The organism is Nonomuraea sp. MTCD27 (genome assembly GCF_041950495.1).
Lineage (GTDB): Bacteria > Actinomycetota > Actinomycetes > Streptosporangiales > Streptosporangiaceae > Nonomuraea.
Genome location: NZ_JBGNUW010000016.1, coordinates 1 through 26,235, shown reverse-complemented (window position 1 = coordinate 26,235; position 26,235 = coordinate 1). Strand labels below are relative to the sequence as shown.

Annotated in this window: 22 protein-coding genes and 1 rRNA gene; 2 read left to right on the top strand and 21 right to left on the bottom strand. The window is 70.7% G+C overall.

What is annotated here, in order from left to right; genetic code table 11:
* Positions 1 to 66: 66 nt before the first annotated feature.
* Complete coding sequence (locus ACBJ59_RS38890; RefSeq protein ID WP_375115144.1) at positions 67 to 1,098, top strand: M48 family metallopeptidase; 1,032 nt, start codon at positions 67 to 69, stop codon at positions 1,096 to 1,098.
* Positions 1,099 to 1,197: 99 nt separating this feature from the next.
* Here ACBJ59_RS38890 and ACBJ59_RS38885 read toward each other — a convergent pair whose 3' ends face one another.
* The 20 genes from ACBJ59_RS38885 to ACBJ59_RS38790 all read right to left on the bottom strand — a co-directional run bounded on the left by ACBJ59_RS38885 (position 1,198) and on the right by ACBJ59_RS38790 (position 24,998).
* Entirely contained in the window at positions 1,198 to 2,925 is a 1,728-nt protein-coding gene (locus tag ACBJ59_RS38885; RefSeq protein WP_375115143.1) for a protein kinase, read from the bottom strand.
* Positions 2,926 to 3,007: 82 nt separating this feature from the next.
* Positions 3,008 to 3,184, bottom strand: coding sequence for a hypothetical protein (locus ACBJ59_RS38880; protein WP_364113373.1), 177 nt, complete (start codon positions 3,182 to 3,184; stop codon positions 3,008 to 3,010).
* Positions 3,185 to 3,234: 50 nt separating this feature from the next.
* Complete coding sequence (locus ACBJ59_RS38875) at positions 3,235 to 4,509, bottom strand: glutamate-5-semialdehyde dehydrogenase (protein ID WP_375115142.1); 1,275 nt, start codon at positions 4,507 to 4,509, stop codon at positions 3,235 to 3,237.
* Between the two features lie 21 nt (positions 4,510 to 4,530).
* A complete protein-coding gene (proB, locus tag ACBJ59_RS38870; RefSeq protein WP_375115141.1) occupies positions 4,531 to 5,649 on the bottom strand; it encodes a glutamate 5-kinase in 1,119 nt (372 codons plus the stop codon).
* Between the two features lie 245 nt (positions 5,650 to 5,894).
* Positions 5,895 to 7,247 (bottom strand): GTPase ObgE, encoded by a 1,353-nt coding sequence (gene obgE, locus ACBJ59_RS38865; protein WP_364113377.1) that lies wholly within the window; start codon positions 7,245 to 7,247, stop codon positions 5,895 to 5,897.
* Between the two features lie 177 nt (positions 7,248 to 7,424).
* A complete protein-coding gene (gene rpmA, locus ACBJ59_RS38860) occupies positions 7,425 to 7,682 on the bottom strand; it encodes a 50S ribosomal protein L27 (RefSeq protein ID WP_012893687.1) in 258 nt (85 codons plus the stop codon).
* A 15-nt stretch (positions 7,683 to 7,697) separates the two neighbouring features.
* Positions 7,698 to 8,000, bottom strand: a complete 303-nt coding sequence (gene rplU, locus ACBJ59_RS38855; RefSeq protein ID WP_357867130.1) for a 50S ribosomal protein L21 — start codon at positions 7,998 to 8,000, stop codon at positions 7,698 to 7,700.
* A gap of 217 nt (positions 8,001 to 8,217) precedes the next feature.
* On the bottom strand, positions 8,218 to 11,331 hold the full coding sequence (locus ACBJ59_RS38850; RefSeq protein ID WP_375115140.1) for a ribonuclease E/G: 3,114 nt from the start codon (positions 11,329 to 11,331) through the stop codon (positions 8,218 to 8,220).
* Positions 11,332 to 11,802: 471 nt separating this feature from the next.
* Positions 11,803 to 12,570, bottom strand: a complete 768-nt coding sequence (locus ACBJ59_RS38845) for a TIGR03936 family radical SAM-associated protein (RefSeq protein WP_375115139.1) — start codon at positions 12,568 to 12,570, stop codon at positions 11,803 to 11,805.
* A gap of 138 nt (positions 12,571 to 12,708) precedes the next feature.
* Positions 12,709 to 14,619 (bottom strand): TIGR03960 family B12-binding radical SAM protein, encoded by a 1,911-nt coding sequence (locus ACBJ59_RS38840; RefSeq protein ID WP_375115138.1) that lies wholly within the window; start codon positions 14,617 to 14,619, stop codon positions 12,709 to 12,711.
* A 20-nt stretch (positions 14,620 to 14,639) separates the two neighbouring features.
* Positions 14,640 to 14,819 carry a hypothetical protein gene (locus ACBJ59_RS38835; protein ID WP_364113385.1) on the bottom strand — a complete coding sequence of 60 codons (180 nt, stop codon included), beginning with the start codon at positions 14,817 to 14,819 and terminating at the stop codon, positions 14,640 to 14,642.
* Between the two features lie 4 nt (positions 14,820 to 14,823).
* Positions 14,824 to 15,942, bottom strand: coding sequence for a rod shape-determining protein RodA (gene rodA / locus ACBJ59_RS38830; RefSeq protein ID WP_375115137.1), 1,119 nt, complete (start codon positions 15,940 to 15,942; stop codon positions 14,824 to 14,826).
* A 328-nt stretch (positions 15,943 to 16,270) separates the two neighbouring features.
* The gene (gene mrdA / locus ACBJ59_RS38825; RefSeq protein ID WP_375115136.1) at positions 16,271 to 18,316 is read right to left on the bottom strand and encodes a penicillin-binding protein 2; all 2,046 of its coding nucleotides are present in this window, start codon (positions 18,314 to 18,316) and stop codon (positions 16,271 to 16,273) included.
* Positions 18,313 to 18,777, bottom strand: coding sequence for a rod shape-determining protein MreD (mreD, locus tag ACBJ59_RS38820; protein ID WP_375115135.1), 465 nt, complete (start codon positions 18,775 to 18,777; stop codon positions 18,313 to 18,315). The genes mrdA and mreD overlap by 4 nt, the downstream gene beginning before the upstream one ends.
* Positions 18,774 to 19,652, bottom strand: coding sequence for a rod shape-determining protein MreC (mreC, locus tag ACBJ59_RS38815; RefSeq protein ID WP_375115134.1), 879 nt, complete (start codon positions 19,650 to 19,652; stop codon positions 18,774 to 18,776). Before mreC ends, mreD begins: the two co-directional genes overlap by 4 nt.
* Positions 19,652 to 20,683 (bottom strand): rod shape-determining protein, encoded by a 1,032-nt coding sequence (locus tag ACBJ59_RS38810; protein ID WP_375115133.1) that lies wholly within the window; start codon positions 20,681 to 20,683, stop codon positions 19,652 to 19,654. Before ACBJ59_RS38810 ends, mreC begins: the two co-directional genes overlap by 1 nt.
* Positions 20,684 to 21,141: 458 nt before the next feature.
* The gene (gene ndk / locus ACBJ59_RS38805; protein WP_090773482.1) at positions 21,142 to 21,552 is read right to left on the bottom strand and encodes a nucleoside-diphosphate kinase; all 411 of its coding nucleotides are present in this window, start codon (positions 21,550 to 21,552) and stop codon (positions 21,142 to 21,144) included.
* 154 nt (positions 21,553 to 21,706) lie between these two features.
* On the bottom strand, positions 21,707 to 23,299 hold the full coding sequence (locus ACBJ59_RS38800; protein ID WP_375115132.1) for a hypothetical protein: 1,593 nt from the start codon (positions 23,297 to 23,299) through the stop codon (positions 21,707 to 21,709).
* A 68-nt stretch (positions 23,300 to 23,367) separates the two neighbouring features.
* On the bottom strand, positions 23,368 to 23,712 hold the full coding sequence (locus ACBJ59_RS38795; RefSeq protein ID WP_375115131.1) for a DUF4233 domain-containing protein: 345 nt from the start codon (positions 23,710 to 23,712) through the stop codon (positions 23,368 to 23,370).
* On the bottom strand, positions 23,709 to 24,998 hold the full coding sequence (locus ACBJ59_RS38790; protein WP_375115385.1) for a bifunctional folylpolyglutamate synthase/dihydrofolate synthase: 1,290 nt from the start codon (positions 24,996 to 24,998) through the stop codon (positions 23,709 to 23,711). The genes ACBJ59_RS38795 and ACBJ59_RS38790 overlap by 4 nt, the downstream gene beginning before the upstream one ends.
* A 187-nt stretch (positions 24,999 to 25,185) precedes the next feature.
* Here ACBJ59_RS38790 and ACBJ59_RS38785 point away from each other — a divergent pair, with 187 nt between their 5' ends.
* Positions 25,186 to 26,004 carry a carbohydrate-binding protein gene (locus ACBJ59_RS38785; protein WP_375115130.1) on the top strand — a complete coding sequence of 273 codons (819 nt, stop codon included), beginning with the start codon at positions 25,186 to 25,188 and terminating at the stop codon, positions 26,002 to 26,004.
* 111 nt (positions 26,005 to 26,115) lie between these two features.
* Here the strand turns inward: ACBJ59_RS38785 and rrf are convergent.
* Positions 26,116 to 26,232 (bottom strand): 5S ribosomal RNA (gene rrf, locus ACBJ59_RS38780).
* Positions 26,233 to 26,235: the final 3 nt, after the last annotated feature.

Here is a 26,235-nt window from a genome sequence, read left to right as displayed (position 1 = left end):
CTCTACCACAACATGATGGGACCCCCCTTCGTGATGGCCGCGCATCACTTCCGTTGCGGACGTAGCATGCCGGGCATGACGACCACCCCGGACCGCAACCGCGTCCAACTGCCCGGCATCTCGTCCCGAGCCTACGAACACCCCGCAGACCGGTCCGCCCTGGTCGCTCTGCGCAAGTTGAGTGGGTTCGACACCGTTCTGAAGCAGATGTCCGGCCTCATCAGCGAGCGCCGGCTGCGCCTGATGTACCTGGCGTCGGCCGTGCGCGTGAGCGAGACCCAGTTCCGCTCCGTCTACGACATGGGCCGCGACGCCGCCTACACCCTCGACCTGCACCGGATCCCCGAGATCTACATCCAGCAGGACCCGCAGGTCCAGGCCAAGGCCATCGGCTTCGACGACCCGTTCATCGTCGTGACCACCGGCCTGCTCAACCTCATGAACGAGGAGGAGCAGCGCTTCGTCATCGGCCACGAGACCGCGCACATCCTGTCGGGACACGCGGTCTACCGGACGATGCTCGACATCCTCACCCGCCTCGCCACCCGCGTCGCCTGGATCCCGCTCGGCTACATCGGCCTGCGCGCGATCGTCGCCGGCCTGGAGGAGTGGTACCGCAAGTCCGAGCTGTCCTCCGACCGCGGCGGCCTGCTCGTCGGGCAGGACCCCGAGGCGGCCAAGCGGGCGCTGATGAAGCTGGCCGGCGGCGACTACACCCACGAGATGAACATCGAGGCGTTCCTGGAGCAGTACCAGGAATACGACACCGCGGGCGACCTTCGCGACGGCTTTCTCAAGGTCCTCAACCTGCTCGGCACCACCCACCCGTTCGCGGTGGTGCGTGTGGCGGAGCTGGACAAGTGGCAGCGCAGCGGCGAATACGAGCGGATCATCGGCGGCGACTACCCCCGCAGGGAAGACGACCCCAACGCGAGAGTGACCGACGAGATCAAGGCCGCGGCCGAGTCCTACCGCGCGTCCTGGCAGCAGTCGCAGGACCCTTTCATCGGCGTCCTGCGTGACGTGGCCGAGGGCGCGGTCAACGCGGGCGAGCGCATCTTCAACCGCTTCTCCCGCCGCGACGGTGGACAGGGCTAGCCGTTCCGCCACCACGCGGCCGACCTGCTTGTTCAGCCGCGTCGGCCCGCCGTGGCGGAACGGCGGGCCCCAGGCGTACGCGAACTGACCCATCACGGGTCAGAGCAGAAGTGCGATAGCGCGTACGGCGGCCGCGCACAGGGCGACGAACCCGCCCAGCACGGCCAGTGCGCGCAGCCCTTCCCTGCGCAGGTCGGGCAGTCGCTGCCCGATCCGCTCGATCTCGCGCCCGGTGATCCCACCGCACAACATCCCGAACACCACGCCCGCCACCGTCACAGGCGCGGCCTGCTGCCACCAGTCGGAGTCGATCCGGCCACCCCCGGTGGCCCAGAGCGCTCCCCCCGACGCCACCGCGACGGGCACGCCCGGCCACACGGCGGCGGTCACGGCGGCCCCGGCCAGCGCGACCGGGAAGAGCAGCACCCGCAGCGCCACCCGCGTACGCCGCGAGCTGCGGTTCCTGACCATCCAGTGGCCCATCCACAACGTCCTGGTCAGCACCACGAACGCGGCCGTGATCGCGATCGAGGCGATCGGCTGGATCACCGACGCCACCACGCACGGCACGGCCAGCACCGCCAGCAGCAGCAGCGCGCCGTTGCCCGCGGGCAGGGTGGTGGCCGACTCCGCCCGGAGCCCGGTCCTCCGCCCGGTCTGCGGCTTCGTCGCCGCCCTGCTCCTGACGGCCGCCGCCGTCCGCTGCCGGGGCGCGGTCACCTTGGCCCGCGCCCCCGTGGACTTCCCCTCCGCACCCGTACGGGTCCGCGGCGCCGGCACCTTCCCCTCGGCCCGGCTGCGCGCCACCGCCGCGCCCTTCGCCTCGGGCACGGGCCGGCTCCCGGTACGCCCGCGCGGCGGCGGCACCTTGCCCTCGGCCGGCACCACGTTGGGTCTGCTGCGGGCCTTGGCCTCGCCACGGGGGGCCGCGGCGGCCTCCTCCGAAGGCCGGCTCCGCACGGCCGTGCCCCGGCCGGCGGGCGGGCCGCCCTCCTCCGGCGCGTCGGCTGCAGGAGGCTCGGCGTCGGCCGCGCTGGTGGCCCGGGCCAGCCTGGACAGCCGATCGGCCAGCAGCGCCGCCGTGGGCCGCTTGCCGGGCTCCCTGTTGAGCGCCGCGCGCACCAGCGGCAGCAGCTGCACCGGCACGCCCTTGAGATCGGCCTGCCCGTTCAGCACCGCGTACATCTGCGCCTCGGCCGTGCCCCGCCCGAACGTCGGCCGCCCCGTCGCCGCGAACGCCACCGTGGCGGCCCAGGCGTGCACGTCGGCGGGCGCGTCCACCTGCTCGTCGGCGAAGATCTCCGGCGCCGTGTAGCCCGGCGTGCCGAGGAACGTGCCCGTCATGGTGAGCCGGGTCGCGTCGAGCACCTGGGCGATGCCGAAGTCGATCAGCACCGGCCCCGAGGTGCCCATGATGATGTTGCCCGGCTTGAGGTCGCGGTGCACGACCCCGGCCGCGTGGATGATCGCGAGCGCGGCGGCGATGCCCTGGGCCATGTCGACGAGCTGCGACACGTCCAGGGGGCCGCTCTGGCGGACGCGGTCGAGCAGCGTGGCGCCCTCGATGTGCTCCATGACCAGGTAGGGGCGGGCACAGCTCAGGTCGGCGTCGAGCACCTTGGCGACGTACGGGCTCTCGACCCTGCGCAGCGCGCGGACCTCGCGCTCCAGCCTGACTCGCGAGGTCTCGTCCTCGGCCAGGTCATGCAGGACCTTGAGGGCGACATGCTCGCCACGGCGGGTGGTGGCGAGGTAGACCTCACCCATCCCGCCCCGGCCGAGCCGCTCGACCAGGGTGTACGGCCCGACCTTGCCGAGCTTGCTCACCGTCCCTCCCCGCCCGGCGCGCCCATAAGGGACACAACCCTAGCGCCGGTACGCGAGTTGCCGCTTGAGGCACGCCGAAGGTTTATCGGCGTGTGTGATCGGAGAGCATGCTGTCGAGCCCGGCCGTGGGCTCCTCCGACAGCCGCTTGCGTCCCTTCCTGCGCCAGTTGACGTGTCCACGGCTCTCCAGCCAGAGCAGCAACCGGTCGGCGCCGAACAGCACCGCGGCCGAGAAGACGAGGGCGACGACAATTTCCATGTCCCCCAGTCAATCCACGGCACCCCGCGCCGGTCAGGCCGACACGCCGGTCAACAAGCCGTCACCGTGCCCTCTGACGTGCGCATATGCCCCTCACCCGTATAGATCCACTTGGTCGAGGTGAGCTCGGGCAGCCCCATCGGGCCGCGTGCGTGCAGCTTCTGCGTGGAGATGCCGATCTCCGCGCCGAACCCGAACTCGCCCCCGTCGGTGAACCTGGTCGACGCGTTGACCGCCACGGCCGCCGAGTCGACGAGCGAGACGAACCTGCGCGCGGCCCCCTGGGAACGGGTGACGATGGCGTCGGTGTGGCCGGAGCCGTAGCGCCTGATGTGCGCCACCGCCTCCTCCAGCGAGCCGACGACGGCGGCGGCGATGTCGAGCGAGAGGTATTCGGCGTAGAAGTCGTCCTCGGTGACGGGCACGACGCCGGTGCCGTAGCCGGCGATCCGCTCGTCGCCGTGCACGGTCACGCCCGCCTCACGCAGCGCCTCCAGAGCCTTGGGCACGAACGCGTCGGCCACCTTCTCGTGCACGAGGAACGTCTCGGCGGCGTTGCACACCGACGGCCGCTGCGCCTTGGCGTTCACCAGGATCTGCACCGCCACGTCGACGTCGGCCTCGGCGTCCACGTAGACGTGGCAGTTGCCCACGCCGGTCTCGATCACCGGCACCGTGGACTCCTCGACCACCGAGTTGATCAGCGACGCGCCGCCGCGCGGGATCAGCACGTCCACCAGGCCGCGGGCCCGCATGAGCTCCTTGACCGAGTCGCGGGTCTGCCCGGGCACCAGCTGGACGGCCCCGGCGGGCACCTCGGTGCCCTCCAGCGCGTCCTGCATGATGCCCACCAGGGCGGTGTTGGAGGAATAGGCGCTCGACGAGCCCCGCAGCAGCACCGCGTTGCCGCTCTTGAGGCAGAGCGCGGCGGCGTCGACGGTGACATTGGGGCGGCCCTCGTAGATGATGCCGATCACGCCCAGCGGCACCCTGAGCTGGCGCAGCTCGAGCCCGTTGGGCAGCGTGCCGCCCCGGACGACCTCGCCGACCGGGTCGGGCAGGTCGGCCACCTGGCGCACGGCCTCGGCGATGGCGGCGACCCGGGCCTCGTCGAGCCGCAGCCGGTCGATCATCGCCTCGGACGTGCCCTGCTGCCTGGCCCGCTCGACGTCCGGGGCGTTGGCCTCGACGATCTCCGCCGCGCGGGCGACCAGGGCGTCGGCGATCGCGCGCAACGCCCGGTCCTTGGGCGCCCGCGGCAGCGGGGCCAGCTCGGCAGCGGCCTCTCGTGCCGCGCGGGCGACCTTCAGGAACTCTTCGGACATCGCGTGCTCCTCATCGGGATGTCAGCTGTGGGCTTCCAGTATGACGATGTCGTCGCGGTGGATCAGCTCGCGTTCATATTCCGGACCGAGCGTGCTCGCCAGCTCCCGCGTGGAGCGCCCGAGCAGGCCCGGGATCTCGGTGGCGTCGAAGTTCACCAGCCCGCGGGCCACCACGAGGCCCTGAGGGCCGCACAGGTCCACCGGATCGCCCGCCGCGAACTCACCCTCCACCCCCGTCACCCCGGCCGGCAGCAGCGACTTGCGGCGCCCCACGATGGCCTCCACGGCCCCCTGGTCGAGGTGGAGGCGGCCGCGTCCAGTGGTGGCGTGCGCGAGCCACAGCAGGCGCGTGCCGGGGTGGCGGCCGCCGGGGTGGAAGTAGGTACCCACGTCGGCCCCGGCGAGCGCCTGGGCGGCGTGAGCGGCCGCGGTGAGCACCACGGGCACGCCCGCTCCGGTCGCGATCCTGGCCGCCTGCACCTTGGTCACCATGCCGCCGGTGCCGACCGCCGCACCGTTCTTGCCCAGCTCGACCCCGACCAGGTCCTCCGGACCCCGGATCTCCGCCAGCCGCCGCGAGCCGGTGCGGCTGGGCGGGCCGTCGTAGAGCGCGTCCACGTCGGACAGCAGCACCAGCGCGTCGGCGTGGATCAGATGCGCCACCAGCGCCGCCAGCCGGTCGTTGTCGCCGAAGCGGATCTCGTCGGTGGCCACGGTGTCGTTCTCGTTGACGATGGGCACGATGCCCAGCTCCAGCAGCCGCGCGAGCGTGCGCTGGGCGTTGGCGTGGTGCGCGCGCCGCATCATGTCGTCGGCGGTCAGCAGCACCTGGCCCACGCGCAGGGAGTAGCGGGCGAAGGAGGAGGTGTAGCGGGCCACGAGCACGCCCTGCCCGACGGAGGCGGCGGCCTGCTGGGTGGCCAGGTCGCGCGGTCGCGCGCTCAGCCCGAGCGGGCCGAGGCCCGCCGCGATCGCTCCGGAGGAGACCAGGACGACCTGCGTCCCGGTACGGCGCCGCGCCGCCAGCACGTCCACAAGGGCATCGACGCGATCGACGTCGATCATGCCCTGGGGGGTGGTGAGCGAGGAGGAGCCGACCTTGACAACGACCTTCGACGCTGAGCTGATCTGTTCCCGCACGTCTGGCAGCCTATCCGCTCGGGCTTCCGGCAAATGACTACACCGACTGCACCGACCCGTCCCACCCCCACAACACAGGCCCCACGGCACCCGCCGACGCCACCCGGCACCCCCACACGCCGCCCCCGGCATCCCCACGCGCCGCCTCCCCCACCCGGCACCGAGCCGCCCAGCCCATGGACGGGCACGGGCGACTGTCGGCGAGGCGCGTGCGTATGCGCGGGGCAGGGGCCAGGGCGGGGCTACTAACCCAGGCGGTTGTCGGTCCCCCGAGGCCCGGTCCGCACCGACTCGGCGTTCAGCGTGGGCTGCCAGTCGAAGACGTAGCCACCCTCCATCGGCCCGATGACCACCTCGGCCCCGGCCACGGCACCGGCCTTGGCCAGCTCCGCCTCGACCCCCAGCCGCTCCAGTCGGTCGGCCAGATAACCGACCGCCTCGTCGTTGGTGAAGTCCGTCTGCCGGATCCACCGCTCCGGCTTCTCGCCGGTGACCTGGAACATGTTCTCGTTGACCCGCCGCACCCGGAACCCGGTGTCCCCGAGCTGCTTGGGCCTGATGACCAGCCGCGTGGGCTCCTCGACCGGCTTGTTTGCCCGGGCCGCCGCGACCCACTCGCCCATCGCGTACGTGAGCTCCCGCAGCCCGTCGTGCGTGGCCGCCGAGATCGTGTACACCTTCAGCCCGCGGGCCTCGAACTCCGGCTTGACCAGCTCGGCCAGCTCCCGCGCGTCGGGCACGTCGGCCTTGTTCAGCACGATCAGCCGCGGCCGGTCCTCGAGCTTGCCGTACGCCTGCAGCTCCGCCTCGATCACCTCGTAGTCCGTGATCGGATCGCGCCCGGGCTCCATGGTGGCGCAGTCGATGACGTGCACGAGCATGTCGCACCGCTCGACGTGCCGCAGGAACTCGTGCCCGAGCCCCTTCCCCTGCGACGCGCCGGGAATCAGCCCGGGCACGTCGGCGACGGTGAACACGTTCTCTCCGGCCGTCACCACCCCCAGGTTGGGGATCAAGGTGGTGAACGGGTAGTCCGCGATCTTCGGCTTGGCCGCGCTCAGCGCCGCGATCAGCGAGCTCTTCCCCGCGCTCGGGAACCCGACCAGCGCCACGTCGGCGACGCTCTTGAGCTCCAGCATGACGTCGAGCGCGTCCCCCGGCTCGCCGAGCAGCGCGAACCCGGGCGCCTTCCGCTTGGTGGAGGCCAGCGCGGCGTTGCCGAGCCCGCCGTGCCCGCCCTGGGCGATCACGTACCGCGTGCCGGCCCCCACGAGGTCGACCAGCACCTCACCCGTCGCGGCGTCCTTCACCACGGTGCCGTTGGGCACGGGCAGGATCACGTCCTCCCCGTTGGCGCCGTCGCGGTTGGAGCCCTGCCCCTGCTTGCCGTTGTCCGCCTTGCGGTGCGGCCGGCGGTGGTAGTCGAGCAGGGTCGCCGTGTTGGGATCGACCTCCAGGACGACGTCGCCGCCCCGGCCGCCGTTGCCCCCGTCGGGGCCGCCGAGCGGCTTGAACTTCTCCCGGTGGATGGAGGCGCACCCGTTTCCCCCGTCACCGGCGCTGATGTGCAGGACCACCTGGTCCACAAAGTCCGGCATCCCGGCATTTCCTCCATCGCCCCACCAGGGGCATCTCATTCCAACAGCGAGGCCGACCGGCCCCGCCCCCCGTTCGCTCCAGACACCCCGGAAAACGCCAAGGGGTGGATCGACACCCGATCGGTTCGATCCACCCCTGAAGCAACAAACCCGAGGTCGACGGAGAAGGAGGAGACCTTACTCCGCGACAGGAACGATGCTCACGGCCCGACGGCCGCGCTTGACACCGAACTGCACGTGACCGGCGGCCAGCGCGAACAGCGTGTCATCGCCACCGCGGCCGACGTTGTCGCCGGGGTGGAAGTGGGTGCCACGCTGACGGACGATGATCTCGCCCGCGTTGACCAGCTGACCACCGAAGCGCTTGACGCCCAGACGCTGGGCGTTGGAGTCACGACCGTTCCGGGTGGACGACGCGCCCTTCTTGTGTGCCATCTCTCAAACTCCCGTTCAGGCCTGCTCGATACCGGTGATCTTCACCTGGGTGTACCGCTGACGGTGCCCCTGGCGCTTCTTGTAACCGGTCTTGTTCTTGTACTTGAGAATGCGGATCTTCGGGCCCTTGGTCTCGCCGAGAATCTCGGCGCTGACCATGAACTTGCCCGCCTCGGTGGTCACGTCGCCATCGTTGACGACGAGCACCGTCGGCAGCGAAACCGAAGAGCCGACCTCGCCGGCGACCTTGTCCACCTCGAGGACGTCACCGACGGAGACCTTCTGCTGCCTGCCGCCGCAACGAACGATCGCGTACACCGCGGAACCCTTCTACTGACTCACTGTTGTTTTTCGAACATCAGCCACCTCACGCAGAGGCGACCGCCGAATGCTGCGCCTGTCATTCGGCCTGTCTCAAACCGACGAACCGAGTAAGCGCGCCAACAGGGCACGCCACCTGACGCACCGGTTCACCAGGGTACCGGATTAACGGGCCCCTAGGCGAACCGGACGGATCGTCGGAAGCCGGTCGAGGCTACTCGGCCGACTTGGCTCGGCGGGAGCGTCGCCGCCCTCTGCCGGAAGTCTGGTTTGCCTGGTCGTCCTCGGTCGGGACGTCTTCAAGCGCACCGGTCACGGTATCACGGCCGGCGGAGTCCTTGGCCGCGGAAACCTTGTCCGAGACCGTCTTCTCGATGGCCATCTTCCCCTGCGTGCCACGCGGCTCCGGCTTGGTCTCGACCGGCTCCGTGGAGACGATCAGGCCGCGCCCGTTGCAGCAGTCGCACGGCGTGGAGAACGCCTCCAGCAGCCCCTGACCGACCCGCTTACGCGTCATCTGGACCAGGCCCAGCGAGGTCACCTCGGCCACCTGGTGCTTGGTCCTGTCGCGGGCCAGGCACTCCAGCAGCCGCCGCAGCACCAGGTCGCGGTTCGACTCCAGGACCATGTCGATGAAGTCGATGACGATGATGCCGCCGATGTCCCGCAGCCGCAGCTGGCGGACGATCTCCTCGGCCGCCTCCAGGTTGTTCCTGGTGACGGTCTCCTCCAGGTTGCCGCCCTGGCCGGTGAACTTGCCGGTGTTGACGTCGACGACGGTCATCGCCTCGGTACGGTCGATCACCAGCGAGCCGCCGCTGGGCAGCCACACCTTGCGCTCGAGCGCCTTGCCGAGCTGCTCGTCGATCCGGTACGACTCGAACACGTCGCCCTGGTCGCCGTCCCACCTCGACAGGCGCTCGGCCAGGTGCGGAGCGACGTACTTGACGTAGTCGTCGACCGTGTCCCAGGCGTCCTCGCCCTGCACGACCAGCGAGGTGAAGTCCTCGTTGAACACGTCGCGCACGACCCGGATGGTCAGGTCGGGCTCGGCGGACAGCAGCTCCGGCGGGCTGGCCGACTTGGCCTTCTTCTGGATGCTCTCCCACTGCGCCGACAGCCGGGCCACGTCGCGGGCCAGCTCCTCCTCGGAGGCGCCCTCGGCCGCCGTACGCACGATCACACCGGCGTTCTCCGGCATGACCTTCTTCAGGATGCTCTTGAGCCGCGTGCGCTCCTTGTCGGGCAGCTTGCGGCTGATGCCGGTCATCGAGCCGTCGGGCACGTACACCAGGTAGCGACCGGGCAGGCTGATCTGCGACGTGAGCCGGGCGCCCTTGTGGCCGATCGGGTCCTTCGTGACCTGCACGAGCACCGACTGGCCGGACTTCAGGGCCGACTCGATCCGCTTCGGCTGGCCTTCCAGCCCGGCGGTGTCGAAGTTCACCTCACCGGCGTACAGGACGGCGTTCCTGCCCTTGCCGATGTCCACGAACGCGGCCTCCATCGACGGCAGCACGTTCTGCACCTTGCCGAGGTAGACGTTGCCCACGTAGGACTGGCTGGCCTCCCGGTTGACGTAGTGCTCGACGAGCACGCCGTCCTCCAGCACCGCCATCTGCGTACGGTCGCCCTGCCTGCGCACCACCATCATCCGGTCCACGGACTCGCGGCGGGCCAGGAACTCCGACTCGGTGATGATCGGCGGGCGCCTGCGCCCGAGCTCGCGGCCCTCGCGGCGGCGCTGCTTCTTGGCCTCGAGCCGGGTCGAGCCGCGCACGCTCTGCACGCCGTCGGTGGCGGTGTCGAGCGAGCCCGTACGGCCCGAACGCGGCGCGCGGATGCGCACCACCGTGTTCGGCGGGTCGTCGGTGGCCGGCTCGGCACCCTCGTCGCCACCCCGGCGACGGCGGCGGCGACGACGGCGGGACGAGGTGGCCTCCTCTTCCTGGCCCTCCTCGGCCTGCTCCTCGTCGGCCTCTTCCTCGGCCTCCTCGCCGTCCTCGGCCTCGTCACGCTCGCGCGCCTTGCCACGGCCCCTGCCGCCCCTGCGGCGGCGACGGCGACGGCCGCCGCCCTCTTCCTCTTCCTGCTCGTCGGAGGTGTCGACGTCGGTCTCTTCCTCGATCACCGTCTCGTCGACCGGCTCCTCGGCCTCCTCGGGCCCGGCGACCGGCTGCGGCGGCTCGGCCCGCCGGGTGACGACGGGCTTGGCACGGCTCGGGTCGGGCGCCTGGAACAGCGGCGCGAAGATGGCCGCGGGCCGCTGGAACGCGGCACCCGGCTCGTCCTGCCTGCGCGCGGACAACCCGAACGGGTCGGCGAGCAGGCTGGGCCGCACGTTCTCCTCGTCGAGGTCCTCGCCGGCGGGCTCGTCGTCGAGCGGCTCGTCCTCCGGCAGGATCTCCAGAATGTCCTCGTCGGCGTCCTCGGCCACACCGGCCTCCGCCTCGACACCACCGCGCCCACCGGCACCGGCAGCCACCTCGCCGCCCACAGCCGCGACGTCGCCACCGGCAGCGGCCACGTCACCGGCCTGCGCCGGCACGTCACCGGCCGCCTGTCCCGCCGCGGCCGCGCGCACGTCGCCGGCCGCCACACCTTCGGCCGCCTCACGAGCGGCATCCTCGTCACCGGCGGCGGCAGCGGCGCCGCGCCCAGCGCGAGACCGGCCGCCTGCGCGACCTTCCGCCTTGGCACCCGTGCGAGCCGCCCGGCGACCTGCGCGAGCCCCTGCGGGACCCTCTACCCCAGCACCTGCGGCAGCCTCCGCCTCGGCGCCCGCGGCAGCTGCCGCCTCAGCACCCGCGGGAGCCTCCGCGCCGGCACCGGCCTCGGCCGTCACTCCGCCGTCCAGCCCGCGAGCCGTCGTCCCGGCGTCGCCACCGGGACCCGCCTCGACGCCGAACGGCGCGGCGGCCTCGCCACCGCCGGAAGGCGCCACGACTTCGGCACCCTCGGCGCGACCGGCCGGAACCTCACCGGCACGGGCAGCGGAGTCCTCCACGGACCGCACCTCGGCGGCGGCCGTCACGGCCTCCTCCGGCTCGGCCTTCTTACGCGTCCTGCGCCGCTTCACCGGCTCGGCGGCCTCGACCGCGGCCTCTGCGGGCGCCCCCTCCTCCGGGAGCGCCTCAGCCTCGGCCTCGGCGGCCTTCTTCGTCGTACGCCGCCGCGTCGTCGTGGCGGTGGACCGCGTCCTGGCGGCCCTCTTCGGCTTCTCAGCCACGGCCTCGGCGACAGCATCGCCCACGGCCGCCTCGACCGGGCTCTCCCCGGCGGGCGCCGCCCCCGTCTCGGGGGTCACCGCACCGCCCTCGGTGCCCACGCCGGAAGGCGCCTCGGCACCGGCAGCAGCCGTACCAGCGGTCGCCGTAGCAGCGGTCGCCGCTTGGGAGGCGGCCGCGAGAATCTCAGGCGCAGGCTCTCCCGCCGCCCGCTGAGCGGCGGTGCGCTGCACCGGCTGCACCTCAGCCACCGACGGCGCCGCCTGCGCGGCGGGAACTGTGACCGGAACGGAGGCCGGCTCCTCGGGCAGCTCCGGCGGAGGACCCGCGGGGCGGCTGGCGGAGCGGCGACGCCTGGTCACCTTGGGCTGTTCAATTGTCTCCCCGTCAGGGCCAGTGGCCCCGGCGTTGGGCTCGTTATCGAGCATGCGGGCGCTCTCCCGTCAGCTCCCGGGCGCGTCGCCGCGCCGCGCAGGAGCCCTCGTGTCTCGTTGTCCGCCGGCGTTCCCGAGTCGGGGGCGCCGGCGCCAAGTCCTGTCAGCGGTCGTGCCCGGCTCTCGCCGATCACTTCCTTAACCGGCGACGTGCTCACTCGCCGGTCCCGCCTCGCCGCCGCGCGTGGTGTCGCGGTCCAGGTCGAGCGGGTCAGCAAGTCCACCGGTGCTGGCGTCGAGCGGCCCCTGCGCCAGCCTGGTCACCTCGGGGGGAACCGGCGGCGCGAAGTCGGCCACAAGGCGCAGCCCTGTGAGCACATCGTCGGGTCGAACGGCAGGCGTCATGTGCCGAACAACCATGCGCAGTATGACACACGGTTCTCCAAGCACCTGAGCTGCGGATCTGTCTGTTCCCTCGGACACCACGAGCCCCAGGACCGCCTGCCGCGCGTCGAAGCGGCGGGGACCCTTCTTGGTGAGGCGCTCGACTTCCACCGTGCCTTCCGCGAGAAACTTCTCCACCGCCACCTCGGCGAGCTCGCGATCGGCACTGGGCAGCCGCACCTCCCAGTCGGAGACCTCCAAGCGATCGGCCAGCCCCCCCGGACCTGCCTCCACAACGTCGAGCACATCGAGCCCGGGCGGCAGCGACTCGTCAAGCCTCTGCTTGACCTGGTCGGGGTCGCACGGCGTGGTAACACCGATCTCGAGGTATTCGGCTTCGCTGGCGACGCCGGTCGGCGCCGCGCCCGCGTAGGAGATCTTCGGGTGGGGCGAGAAGCCCGCGCTGAAAGCCACCGGAATGCCGGCACGGCGAACCGCTCTCTCAACGGCCCGCGAGATGTCGCGGTGACTGGTGAAGCGCAGGCGGCCGCGCTTGGCGTAACGCACACGCAGGCGCTGCACCGTGGGCGCGGGCGGAGGCCCTTCGGGAACAGGTTTCAGAGCTTGTCGTCCTTCCCTTGTAAGAGTTCCTTCGTCTCAGGATAAGCCGCGCTGGTGCGTGAACGTGTACGCCGAGACACGGCTCGCCCACTGAGCGCGCTAGACCACCGTAAGAGGAAGGAGTTTCCGCCCCGTGGGACCGATCTGAATTTCTGTGCCCATGGTCGGGCAGACGCCGCAGTCGTAGCACGGAGTCCAGCGGCAGTCCTCGACCTCACCGCCGGAGACGGCCTCCTGCCAGTCCTGCCACAACCATTCGCGGTCGAGCCCGGCGTCGAGGTGGTCCCACGGCAGGACCTCGTTCTCCTCCCGCTCGCGCGTGGTGTACCAGTCGACGTCGACTCCCGCCTTCTCGGCGGCGGCCATCCAGCGCTCGTAGGAGAAGTGCTCGCTCCAGCCGTCGAACCGGCCGCCGCCCTCCCAGACGGCCCTGATCACGGCGCCGACCCTGCGGTCGCCCCGCGACAGCAGGCCCTCCACGATGGACGGCTTGCCGTCGTGGTAGCGGAAACCGATGGCCCGGCCGTACTGCTTGTCGCCCCTCAGCGAGTCGCGCAGCGCCTTGAGCCGCCGGTCGACGGTCTCGTGGTCGGCCTGCCCGGCCCACTGGAACGGCGTGTGCGGCTTGGGCACGAAGCCGCCGATGGAGACCGTGCAGCGGATGTCGCGGCTGCCGGTCGCCTCGCGGCCCGCCTGGATGACCTTCTTGGCCAGGTCGGCGATGCCCAGGACGTCTTCGTCCATCTCGGTGGGCAGCCCGCACATGAAGTAGAGCTTGACCTGCCGCCACCCCTGCGAATAGGCCGTGGTGACGGTGCGGATCAGGTCTTCCTCGGTGACCATCTTGTTGATCACCTTGCGCATCCGCTCCGAGCCGCCCTCGGGCGCGAACGTCAGGCCCGAGCGCCTGCCGTTCCTGGAGAACTCGTTGGCCAGGTCGATGTTGAAGGCGTCGACCCTGGTCGAGGGCAGCGACAGCGAGGTGTTGGTGCCCTCGTAGCGGTCGGCCAGGCCCTTGGCCACGTCGGCGATCTCGGAGTGGTCGGCGGAGGACAGCGACAGCAGGCCGACCTCGTTGAAGCCGGACTCCTTGATGCCGTTCTCGACCATCGCGCCGATCGTGGTGATGGAACGCTCGCGCACCGGACGCGTGATCATGCCTGCCTGGCAGAACCGGCACCCGCGCGTGCAGCCGCGGAAGATCTCCACACTGAATCGCTCGTGCACCGTCTCGGCCAGCGGCACCAGCGGTTTCTTCGGATAGGGCCACTCGTCGAGGTCCATCACGGTGTGCTTGTGCACCCGCCACGGCACGTCGGCCCGGTTGGGCGCGACCCGCTTGATGCGGCCGTCGGCGTGGTAGTCGACGTCGTAGAACTTCGGCACGTAGACCCCGCCGGACTCGGCGAGCCGCATCAGCAGCTCGTCACGCCCGCCCGGTCTGCCCTCGGCCTTCCACTCGCGGATGACCTCGCTGATGGCGATGGAGATCTGCTCCCCGTCGCCGAGCACGGCCGCGTCGAGGAAGTCGGCGATGGGCTCGGGGTTGAAGGCCGCGTGGCCGCCCGCGAGCACGATCGGGTCGTCCTCGCCGCGGTCCACGGCCAGCAGCGGAATGCCGGCCAGATCGAGGGCGGTCAGCATGTTGGTGTAGCCGAGCTCGGTCGAGAACGAGACCCCGAGCACGTCGAAGGCGCGCACCGGCCGGTGCGCGTCGACGGTGAACTGCGGGACGCCCTCGGCCCGCATGAGCGCCTCCAGATCGGGCCAGACCGCGTAGGTGCGCTCGGCCAGCGTGCGGGGGAGCTCGTTGAGGATCTCGTAGAGGATGGCCACACCCTGGTTGGGCAGCCCGACCTCGTAGGCGTCCGGGTACATCAACGCCCACCGAACGTCGGCGGAGTCCCAGTCCTTGACGGTCGAGTTGAGCTCACCCCCGACATACTGGATGGGCTTCTGCACCTTGGGCAGCAGCGCTTCCAGGCGGGGGAATATCGACTCGACAGTCATACCGTCCAGGGTAGCGGCGCTCAGACGGTGGCAGGTCCGGGGATGTCGATGTCGTTTCCGCTGAGCACCATGATGTGGTGCCCCTCGTAGCAGGTCAGCTCGACGGCGATGACACCGCTCTGGAGGTTGTGTACGCCGATGACATGGTTCGCGGGCAGCAGAAAGCGCTCCTCGCACTCATCGCAGTAGGCCAAGAACATACCTCTAATTAAACGACTGTCTTCGCACCCGGATGGCTTGAAGCAGCCCAATCGCAATGAGATTGGCAAAGGTGGCGGTGCCGCCATATGACACGAATGGCAGCGGCAGCCCGGTGATCGGCATGATTCCGATCGTCATGCCCACATTGATGAACGTCTGGAACGCGAACCAGCACACGATCGTGCCCGCGACCAGCGTCCCGAACCTGTCCTCACACTGCCTGGCGATCTTCAGCCCGCGCAGCAGCACCACCCCGAGCAGCAGCACCACCGTGACCGACCCGAGGAACCCGAACTCCTCGCCCGCCACCGTGAAGATGAAGTCGGTGTGCTGCTCGGGCACGAACCGCCCGGTCGTCTGCCCGCCCCCGAGCAGCCCCTTCCCGAGCAGTTGCCCGGAGCCGATCGCGATCATCGACTGCGTGCTGTTGTAGCCGACCCCGCGCGGATCCACGCTCGGATCGACGAACGCGGTGAACCGCGCCACCTGGTACGGCTCCAGCATCTGGAAGTAGAACACCGAGAACACCCCGGCCCCCGCCGCCAGCGTCAGCACCCCGATCCACCGCTTGCGCACCCCCGAGATGATCAACCCCGCGGCCGTGATCACCCCCAGCACCAGCGCCGTACCCAGGTCCGGCTGGAGCATCACCAGCCCGATCGTGATCCCGGCGGCGATCAGCGCCAGCACCACGTCGAGCCCGCGCGGCCGATCCGTCCCCTCTGCCGGCTGCGCCAGCAACATCGCGATGATCAGCAGCAGCCCCACCTTGGCGAACTCGGACGGCTGCACCGCGAACCCACCGCCGAGCAGGATCCACGAGTGCGACCCGTTGATCGTCGCCCCCAGCGGCGTGATCACCAGCCCCAGCCCCACCAGCGACAACAGGAACACCAGAGGCGCGTACGCCCGCATCGCCCGGTGGTCCACCATGGCCACGATCCCGCACAGGACCACGCCGATGACCTCGTTGAGCAGGTGCTTCTTCACCAGCCCCGTCGAGCCCGGCGCCCAGGTCCTGGTGGACGACCACACCAGCAGCGTGCCGATCACGCACAGCCCGGCCACCGCGACCAGCATCAGCCCGTCGAGCCGCCGCACCGTCGAGTTCTCGCGAGCCATCCGCCGCAACAAGGAGGGCCGCCGAACCGCCACCGTCCGCGCCATCACCCCTCAACCCCCAACCCAACCTCAACACCCAAACCCCCACCGCTCCCCCAGCCCACGCCAACCCCGCCTAGAACCACACCCCACCCAGGCATCCCCCAAGCTCCAGATTCAACCCTGCCCCCCACACCCCCGCGCATCCCGAGCACCACCCACCCGCATCTCCCGGCAACCGGCCCCACCCCGGCCGAACGCCCGCATTTCCGAGCAAGCGCCCCACCGCCCGCCGAACGCCCGCACTTCCGTGGGACCGCCCCAGCCCCCGCCACCACCACTCGCCCGCTCATCCCCCGGCCACCATCCCGTCGGGCGAGAACGTCGGCAGGCGCGTGGTCAGCCGCCCACCCGGCACGGCGGGCTTGCGCTTGATGCCGTAGATCCCCTCGTAGATCTCCCGCACGGCCGGGGCCGCCGTCTGCGCCCCCATCCCACCCTGGGACACCATCACGACCACCACGTACTGCGGGTTCTTCGTCGGCGCGAACGACGCGAACCACGAGGTGTCCTTCTTCCCCCAGACCTCAGCCGTACCGGTCTTGCCACCCACCCGCACCTTGTTCATCGGGAACCCGGCGAAGGCCCCCGCCGCGGTGCCGTCCTGGGCCACCTGGCTGAGCGCGTTCTTGATGTACAGGCGCTCCTTCTGGCTGAGCGGCAGCTTGCCCACCACCGGCACGGGTATGGTCCTGACCACCTTGCCGTCGGGCCGCACCTGCGCCCACCCGATGCGCGGGCTGCGCAGCTTGCCGTCGCTCACCAGCGCCATGTACGCCCTGGCCAGCTGCATCGGCGTCACCAGCACGTCACCCTGGCCGATGGAGAAGTTGGCCGAGTCACCCGGCCGCAGCAGGAACCCCTCGGTGCAGTTCTCCAGCGCCAGCCGCTTCAGGAACTCGGCCCGCGCCCTGTCCTTCACCTCCGGATAGCCCTTGCGCGACCGCTCGCAGTTGACCGCGCTGGTCTTGTTCCACAGGTCCTTCTTCCAGGCCCGGTCGGGGATCCGGCCGGAGGACTCGCCGGGCAGGTCCACGCCGGTCGGGTTGCCGAACCCGAACGACCTGGCCATGTTGGCGAACACCTCCTTCGTGGCCTTCTTGGGATGCCGCCCGCCGTCCTTGAGGTATTGCTCGTACGCCGCCCGGTAGAAGATCGTGTCGCACGACTTGACCAGCGCCGTGTGCAGGGAGAGCGTGCCCAGCGCGATGCCGCGGAAGTTGTTGAAGGCCCGGCCGCCCACGGCGTAGGAGCCCGGGCAGGAGTATTGGCCGTTCAGCGGATAGCCCGCCCGCAACATCGCCGCCACCGACGAGACCTTGAACGTCGAGCCCGGCGCGAACTGGCCGTTGATCGCCCGCGACACGAGCGGCTTGCCGGACTTCTCCGACAGCAGCCACTGGTATCCGCGCGCCGAGATCCCGCCTCCCCAGATCTCCGGGTCGTAGCCGGGCGCGCTGGCCAGGGCCACCACCCGACCCGTACGCGCGTCGAGCACCACCCCGGCCCCTCCGTCGGCCCCCGGCGCGGACTTCATCGCCTTCCCGAGCGCCTTCTCCACCACCGCCTGCACCCGCGAGTCGATGCTGGTCACCAGATGGTCGCCCGGAATGGGCGTCACCTGCTCCTCGACCCCGAGCGCCTTGCCCATCCGGTCGACCTGCACCCTGCGCAGGCCGGCCTTGCCCCGCAGCGCGTCGTCGTAGACGTATTCGAGCCCGTCACGCCCGGCCAGGTCCACCCCGGAGAAGCTGGCCTTCAGCCCTTCACGCTTCTCCAGCTCCGCCTCGGTGACCGGCTGCAGGTAGCCGAGCATCTGCGCCCCGGCCCGGCCCCCCGGATATTGCCGGACGGAGTGGATCTCCGCCGTCACCCCGGGGAACTCCTCCTGCCGCTCCAGGATCTGCAGCGCCTCGCGCGTGTCCACCTTCTCGTCCAGCGGAACCGGCTGGTACGGCGACCCCGTCCAGCACGGCTTGCCCACCCCCGGCCCGCAGGGCGTGATGCGCTGCTGCAGGTCCGCGACCGGCTTCCCGAGCACCGCGGACAGCTTGCGCAGCACCTTGATGCCGCCGTCCTTCATCCTGGACAGGCGGGTCCTGTCCACGGAGACCACGAGCGCGGTCTTGTTCCGCACCAGAGGCCGTCCGGACGAGTCGAGGATCTGCCCCCGCACGGCGGGCACGATCACCGCCCGCGTCCGGGTCTCCGTCGCCCGCGTCACGAACTCCTGCCCGCGCACCACCTGCACCTGCCACAGCCGCACGGCCAGCACCACGAGCAGCGTCAGCACGAGCAGGTGCAGCACCAGCAGCCGGGCCCGCATCCTCATCATGTCGAGAACCTCGCCTGTCTGCCCCGCATGGTCAGCCAGATCACGACCGGCGAGACCACCAGCGTGTAGACGATCGTGACGGGCACCTGCTCGGTCACCGTGGACATCGTCACCCGCGGATCGGAGATCAGCCCGCCCACGGCCGCCGCCAGCAGCGGCGCCATCAGCACGCACAGCACGACGGTGGTCACGGGCCCGCCCGCGCCCCGCCCGGCGACGTAGCCGACGAGCGCCATCACGAACGCGTACTGGCCGGCCAGATGCGCGGACGGCGGCATGACGTCGACCAGCAGGCCGGCGAAAAACCCGAGCACGGCCCCGGGCGCGGGCCCCCGGGCCAGCGCGGCACCGATGACGGCCAGCAACACCAGATCGGGCGCGCCCCCGGCGGGCAGCGGCACCCGGTTGACCAGCATCACCTGCGCCAGCAGCGCCAGCACCACGGAGACTCCCCCGATCACCGCGCCCCCTCCTTGGCGGGCAGCACGGCGTCACGGGGATCCCGCTTGGGCGCCTCCACCACCACGCCGACCGCGTCCAGCGCAGTCAGATCCGCGTACGGCCGGGCATAGGCGATCCGCGTCAGCTCCCCGGGGGTGGACTCCACCCGCTCGATCACCCCGATCGGCACCCCCGGCACGTACGGCGTCCCGTGCTGGGACCCGAAGCTCACGATCCGCCCGCCCCTGCTCATCGGCGCCGTCGAGTCGAGCAGCCGGAACTGCACGAGCCGCCCGTGCTCCCCCACCCCGTGCACGACGCCGATCTCCTTGCCCCCTTCGAGCCGCGCCCCGGCGGCCGAGGCGGGATCGCTGATCAACACCACCGTCGAGGTGCGCGAGGAGGCGTGCACGACCCGGCCCACCAGCCCGTCGCCGTTGAGCACGGTCATCTCCGGCCGCACCCCGTCGTTCGTGCCGACGTCGATCTGCACGGCGTCCTCGAACCCCGGCTGGCCGCGCCTGGCGACCACGGTGCCCGTGACCACCCGGTATCCCCCGGCCCCGGCCAGCCCCAGGAGCTGCTTGAGCTCCTTGGCGCGGTCGGCGTCGAGCTTGCCGGCCAGCAGGCCCGTCCGCAGCTTGGCGTTCTCCTCCTTGAGCGCCTCGATGCGATCCTTCGCGCTCGGGGCGGTCAGGATCGCGTGCACGAACCCGCCCACGGGCCGGACGACCCCGCCGCCGATTTGCTCCGCCGTGCCGAACAGATAGGCCCCGGCCGCGCGCAGCGGGCGCAGCGGAGAGCTGTCGCCGGCGCGGTGGTCAACGGTCAGGATGACCAGCGCCGCCGTCAGCAGCACTCCCAGGATCAGCCGGGCACGGCGTGAGTCTCTCATCAGTGTCGCGACTCCGGCACCAGGACCTGCTGGAGGGCCTCGAACTCCTCGGCGCACTTGCCGGAGCCGATGGCGACCGAGTCGAGCGCGTTGTCGACCAGGTGCACGGGCATGCCCGTCTCGGCCTTGACCCGCTCACCGAGCCCCTTGAGCAGGGCGCCCCCGCCGGTGAGCGCGATGCCGCGGTCCATGATGTCGCCGGACAGCTCGGGCGGGCACTTGTCGAGCGTGGTCTTGACCGCGTCGACGATCGCGTTGACCGGCTCCTCGGTGGCCTTCCTGATCTCCTCGCTCGACACGATGATCGTCTTGGGCAGCCCGCTGACCAGGTCGCGCCCGCGCACCTCCGCGTGCGACTCCTCGCCGAAGGGACACGCCGAGCCGATGGCGATCTTGATCTCCTCGGCGGTGCGCTCGCCCAGCATCAGCGAGAACTCCTTCTTGGCGAACGCGATCACCGCCTGGTCGAGCTCGTCACCGCCGATCCTGATCGACTGGCTCGTGACCACGCCGCCCATCGAGATGATCGCCACCTCGGTGGTGCCGCCGCCGATGTCGACCACCATGTTCCCGGTCGGCTCGTGCACCGGCAGCCCAGCCCCGATGGCGGCGGCCATGGGCTCCTCGACGATGTAGACCTTCCGGGCACCCGCCTGGTATCCGGCCTCTTTCACCGCCCGCTGCTCAACACTCGTGATGCCACTGGGCACGGCGATGATGATGCGCGGCTTTGCGAAATGCCGGCGTTTGTGCACCCTCTGGATGAAATATCGCAACATCCGTTCGGTGACGTCGAAGTCTGCGATCACGCCGTCCTTGAGCGGGCGGACCGCGATGATATTGCCAGGCGTACGACCGATCATTCGCTTGGCTTCGATGCCGACCGCCACGATCTTGCCGGTCGCGGTGTTGATCGCGACGACTGACGGCTCATTGAGCACGATGCCGCGGCCACGCACGTAGACCAACGTGTTGGCGGTGCCCAGGTCGACCGCCATGTCACGGCCGAGGAACGCGAGCTTGCTGCCCATGGGGAACGGAGCCCTCCGTAACGTCGTTCGCGAGTGACTACGGATTGAATTCGAATCGTAACGTGACGTACCCACCGATGGGCGCAATGAGCCATCGCGCCCGTCAAAAATCTCCAGCCCCTACCTCAACCGCAATTTTGCCCGGATTGCACCACAACATCCGACCGAGCGCTGGAACGATCCAACTTCCAACCCTGAGGAACCCTACGGTAAGCGCCCGACAAAATCCGCCCCGCAACACCGGCTCCCGAACCACCGGCGACGCGAGCAACCATACGGCCGGTCACCGACAGAAATGCCCCCGCGGAAAGTCCCCACCGAAAGAAGCCCCGAGAAAAGCCCCCGCACAAAGCACACGCGCCCGCACAGCCGAAGCCGCACGGGCGCGCGAGGAACGAACCTCCCCCAGACCGCCACGAACAGGCCGCGGCGCGAGCGGGGCGAGAGGTCGGGATCGGCTAGAACCGGTCCGGGAAGAAGATCTTGATCTCCCTGGCGGCCGACTCGGGCGAGTCGGAGCCGTGGACGACGTTCTCGCCGATCTCGAGGGCGTGGTCGCCGCGGATCGTGCCGGGAGCCGACTTGACCGGGTCGGTCGCGCCGGCGAGCGCGCGGAAGGCCTCGACGGCGCGCGGACCCTCGAGCACCAGGGCGACGAGCGGCCCCGAGGTGATGAACTCGACGAGCTCGCCGAAGAACGGCCGCTCGGAGTGCTCGGCGTAGTGCGCCTTGGCGGTGTCGGCGTCGAGGGTGCGCAGGTCCATCGCCACGACCTTGAGGCCCTTGCGCTCCACACGGGCGATCACGTCACCGATGAGGCCGCGCTTAACCCCGTCGGGCTTGATCAGGACAAGAGTGCGCTCGGACACTTGAAGTTCTCCTTCGAACAGAGTGGGGTCGCGGCTGCGGGCCGCGAAGACGCTCGCGGGGCACGTTTGCCCGCACGTCGCCGTAGCAGGGCCCTCAGCTTACCGTCCCGAGCCCCTGCCCTCGTTTCCCGCGGGAAGCCCGGGCCGCGAGTTCCTACGACGAAGCGGCGTCCTCGGGCGAATGCCCCTGCGGCGGCACCGCCGGCGCGGACGGCCCCTCGCCCTCACCGGCGGCCCCGGCGCTGCCGAAGGCGCCCTTGGCCGACACGGGCAGCACGACACGCGGGATCGCGCCGGTAGGCCGGTCCTCGTCGTCCCCGCCATCCTCGGCATCGGTACGCTCCGGCGCCCGTACGAGCAGCACGTCCTTGGGAGAGGGCATGCCCGCGCAGGGAACGGGCGGTGTGTCAGGCTCGTCGTCCGCACCCCCCGGCGACCCCCGCCCGGGACGACGCGCCATCACGGCGGCCAGCACGATGATCGCCACCACCAGGAACCCGCCGATCAACGCCCACCAGTGCAACGCCCCCACGAAGCTGTCGACGAGCTCCTGCGCCGAGCGCACCCCGTCCAGCATCGACATCTGCACCCCCGTGCCGAGCAGGAACCCCGCCAGCACCCCCGCGCAGCACAGCGACAGCCCGAACGTCGCCGTACCGATGCCGACATCCTGCAGCGCGGCCGTCAGCGCCACCGCCGCCCCGGCCGCGAGCAGGCTGAACGGCACCGCCAGCACCAGCCCGTCAGCGGACGGCACCACGAGCCGCACCGAGCACAGCCCGACGACCATGGCCAGCAGCCCCAGCGGCGCCAGCCAGCGTCCGGACGTCCGGCACAGCAGCCGCACCGCCACCGAGGAGGCGATCGCGAGCAGCCCGGCCACGCTGTACGGCACCCACAGCCCCCGCAGCCCCGGCCCGCCGAGACCGCCCATCTCCACCAGCGTCACCTGAGCGGCGCTGGGCACCAGCACGACGCCGACCGCCACCATCGTGAACGCCAGCGTACGGCTCTCCGCGGCCCCGATCGAGGCCAGCGCCAGCAGTCCCACGACCGCCACGACCGCCAGCAGGATCACGGGAATGGCCCGCCACCCCTCGCTGGCCGTGCTGATCGCCACGGCCGCGATGCCCGCCGCGGGCACGGCGGCGAGCAGCAGCCGGCTGCCCTCGCGGCCGACGGGACCGGGCGCGGCGGGCCTCCCGGACAACATCCACACCGCCAGGTGAGCGGCGGCCAGGCCGAGCGCGACCCCTGTCACCAGCGGGTACGGCTGCAGCGTGACCCGCCAGCTGTCCACCGCGTCGAGCGGCCACAGCGCCAGCGCCTGCGCCGTGAGCAGGCTCAGGCTGAACACTCCCACCCACAGCGCCCGCAGGGCCGGCAGGCGGTGCCACACGGCCGCCAGCGTGGCGGGCAGGATCAGCCCGGCGCCGATGCCCCGAGCCACCCGCACCGCGCCGACGACGAGCTCGGAGCCCGCGTAACCGCCGGCGGCGTCGGACAGCGCCATCAGCGCCAGCCCGCCGACCAGCAGATGAGCCACCGGAACCCGGCGCAGCGCGGCGGCCGCGAGAGGGACGGTCAGCATCAGTGCGGGCAGTGCGAGCCCGTGCGTGCGCATGAGCCCGGCCTGGTCGAGGTCGCCGGGCAGCAGCCTGGCGACGACGGAGAGCGTGTTGGGTATCGCGACCACCGCCAGGGGCAGCGACACGACGACGAGCAGCCCGAGCAAGGTGTCGAGCAACCATTGATGTCCGAGGCGCGCCTGATGCGGCGGCCGCGAAATCGGGGGGACGGCCATGTTGGCCGACTTTAGCGGGAAGTAGCGCCCTCGACACGGCGAGCGACCATAATCGCCGTGATCCACAGTGCCGCGAAGATCGCGCCGAGGAAGAACATGGTCGGTACGAGGAAGCCCGCGCAGATGGCCAGGACCTGTACGACGCTGCCGAGAACGTAGCCGAAAGGCCTCTTGAGCAGGCCCGCGGCGACCACGCACAACACGGCGAGACCGATGCCGACCGTCACCGCGAGCCAGGGCTCCGCCCCCACCACGGCGATCGCCACGGGCGTGATGAGCCCGGCGACGATCGCCTCCATGCCGAGCACGCTGGAGCCGAGCCTGCGCATGCCGGGGGTGACCGCGAAGTTCATCATGTGCCGTCCGCCTTGAGCAGCTGCCGCGCGTCGCCCGCCGTGACGACGGATCCGGTGATGAACACGCCCGTGCCGCTGAACTCGCCTGCGGCGTCGGCGATGCCGATGCCCCTGTCGATGGCGTCGTCGAGCCGGTCGACGACGTGTACGCGATCCTCACCGAAGAGCGGCACCGCCAGCGCCGCCAGCTCCTCCGGCGACATGGACCTGGGCGAGGAGTTACGCGTGACGATGATCTCCTCGAGGATCGGCTCCAGCAGCTCCAGCAGCCCCTCGACGTCCTTGTCGCGCATGACCGCGACCACGCCGATCATCTTCGCGAAGTCGAACGCCTCGTGCAGCGCCTCCAGGGTCGCCTGCATGCCACCCGGGTTGTGCGCCGCGTCGATCACGACCGTCGGGGTGCGCCGGACGACCTCCATCCGCCCCGGCGAGGACGCCTGCGCGAACGCCTGGCGGACGAGCTCGACGTCGAGCGGATCGTCACCGCCCGTCAGCGCCTCGACGGCGGCCAGCGCGCACACCGCGTTGCTCGCCTGATGGGCGCCGTAGAGCGGCAGGTAGACCTCTTCGTAGACACCCTTGAGCCCGCGCAGCGTGAGCAGTTGCCCGCCGATCGCCACCTCGCGGTTCAGCACCCCGAACTCGAGCCCTTCGCGCGCGACGACCGCGCCCACCTCGGCCGCCCGCCGCATCAGCACCTCGGCGGCGGCGAGCTCCTGCTGGGCGAACACGGCGGTGGCGCCGGGCTTGATGATGCCCGCCTTCTCCGAGGCGATGCTCGGGATGTCCGGGCCGAGCCGGTCGGTGTGGTCGAGCGAGATCGGCGTGACCACCGACACCGTCCCGTCGGCCACGTTCGTGGCGTCCCAGGACCCGCCCATGCCGGCCTCCACGACGGCGACGTCGACCGGCGTATCGGCGAACGCCGCGAACGCCATGGCCGTCAGCAGCTCGAAGAACTGGATCCGTCGCCCCTGGGTGTCGGCCAGCTCGACATAAGGAATGATCTCCTCATAGACCTGGCTGAACCGCTCCTCGCTGAGCAACTCCCCGTCCACGGTGATCCGCTCGCGCATCGACACCAGGTGCGGGCTGGTGAACCGCCCCACCCTCAGGTTGCGCTCCCTGAGCAGGGCCTCGACCAGCCGCGCAGTGCTGGTCTTGCCGTTGGTGCCGGCGATGTGTATGACAGGGTACGCCCGCTGCGGCGAGCCGAGCAGGTCAAGAAGGGCCGCGATCCGATCGAGCGTCGGCTCGAAATCCCACTCGACGCCACGATCCATGATCGCGCGTTCAACCGCACGATAATCCACCCCTTAACCCTACTGACCGCCGATAGCGCTCCGTCCGCGGGGCGAACATATTGCGGACCGTATAGAAAAATGGAGGGTACTCACCGCGACGGCCGGGGTGCCACCTTGGGAAACAGCCCGCCCCACCCCCCGGCGGGCCGCTCAAGAGGAGGCCATCGTGGAAGGCGAGCACACTCGCGCGGGAGAGCAAGGCGGCATCAGCAGAAAGACGCTGTTCAAGGCGGCTCTCATAGCGACACCCGTACCCTTACTGATCGGAGAGGTCCCGGCCCTGGCCCGGAAGGCGGCCGGGAGCGGCGGACCGCTCAGCCCCACCCCCTACTGCGACGACGGCGACGACCCCACGCCCCCGCAGACGGAGGGCCCCTACTTCAAGCCGAGCTCCCCCCAGCGCACGGTCCTCCCCGGCACGGGCACGGCGCTGACAGTCAGCGGGTACGTCTTCGGCCTGGCCTGCCAGCCCCTGGCCAACGTGCTGCTGGACTTCTGGCAGGCCGACAGGAACGGCGCGTACGACAACGTCACGTACAACTTCCGCGGTCACCAGTACACCGACGCCCAGGGCGCCTTCAAGCTCACCACCATCGTGCCCGGCCTCTATCCGGGGCGTACGCGGCACATCCACGTGAAGGCGCAGGCCCCGGGGCGGCCGGTCCTGACGACGCAGCTCTACTTCCCCGGCGAGCCCCGCAACAACACCGACACCATCTTCGATCCCGCCCTGCTCATGAACGTGCGCACGGTGGGGACGGGCAGGGAGGCCACGTTCGACTTCGTGCTCAACGTCCCGGGCGTTCCGCCCACGGACCCCCCGACGAGTCCGCCTCCGGGCGGCGGCACCTGGCGGGTTGGGGTGACCTACCAGGCGGGTGACCAGGTCACGTATGGAGGCGCGGCGTACCGCTGCCTCCAGGGGCACCAGTCACAGGCCGGCTGGGAACCACCCAACGTCCCCGCCCTGTGGCAACGCGCCTGACCTTCAGGTCCCCGAACGCAAGAGAGGGCCACCTCAGCTGCTGGGGGTGGCCCTCATTGCACACAAAAAAGGGCCCCGACGCGTTGGCGTCGGGGCCCTCCCCAAAAGATTGTCCGGCGGTGACCTACTCTCCCACACCCTCCCGAGTGCAGTACCATCGGCGCTGAGAAGCTTAACTTCCGGGTTCGGAATGTAACCGGGTGTTTCCTTCCCGCCATAACCGCCGTAACC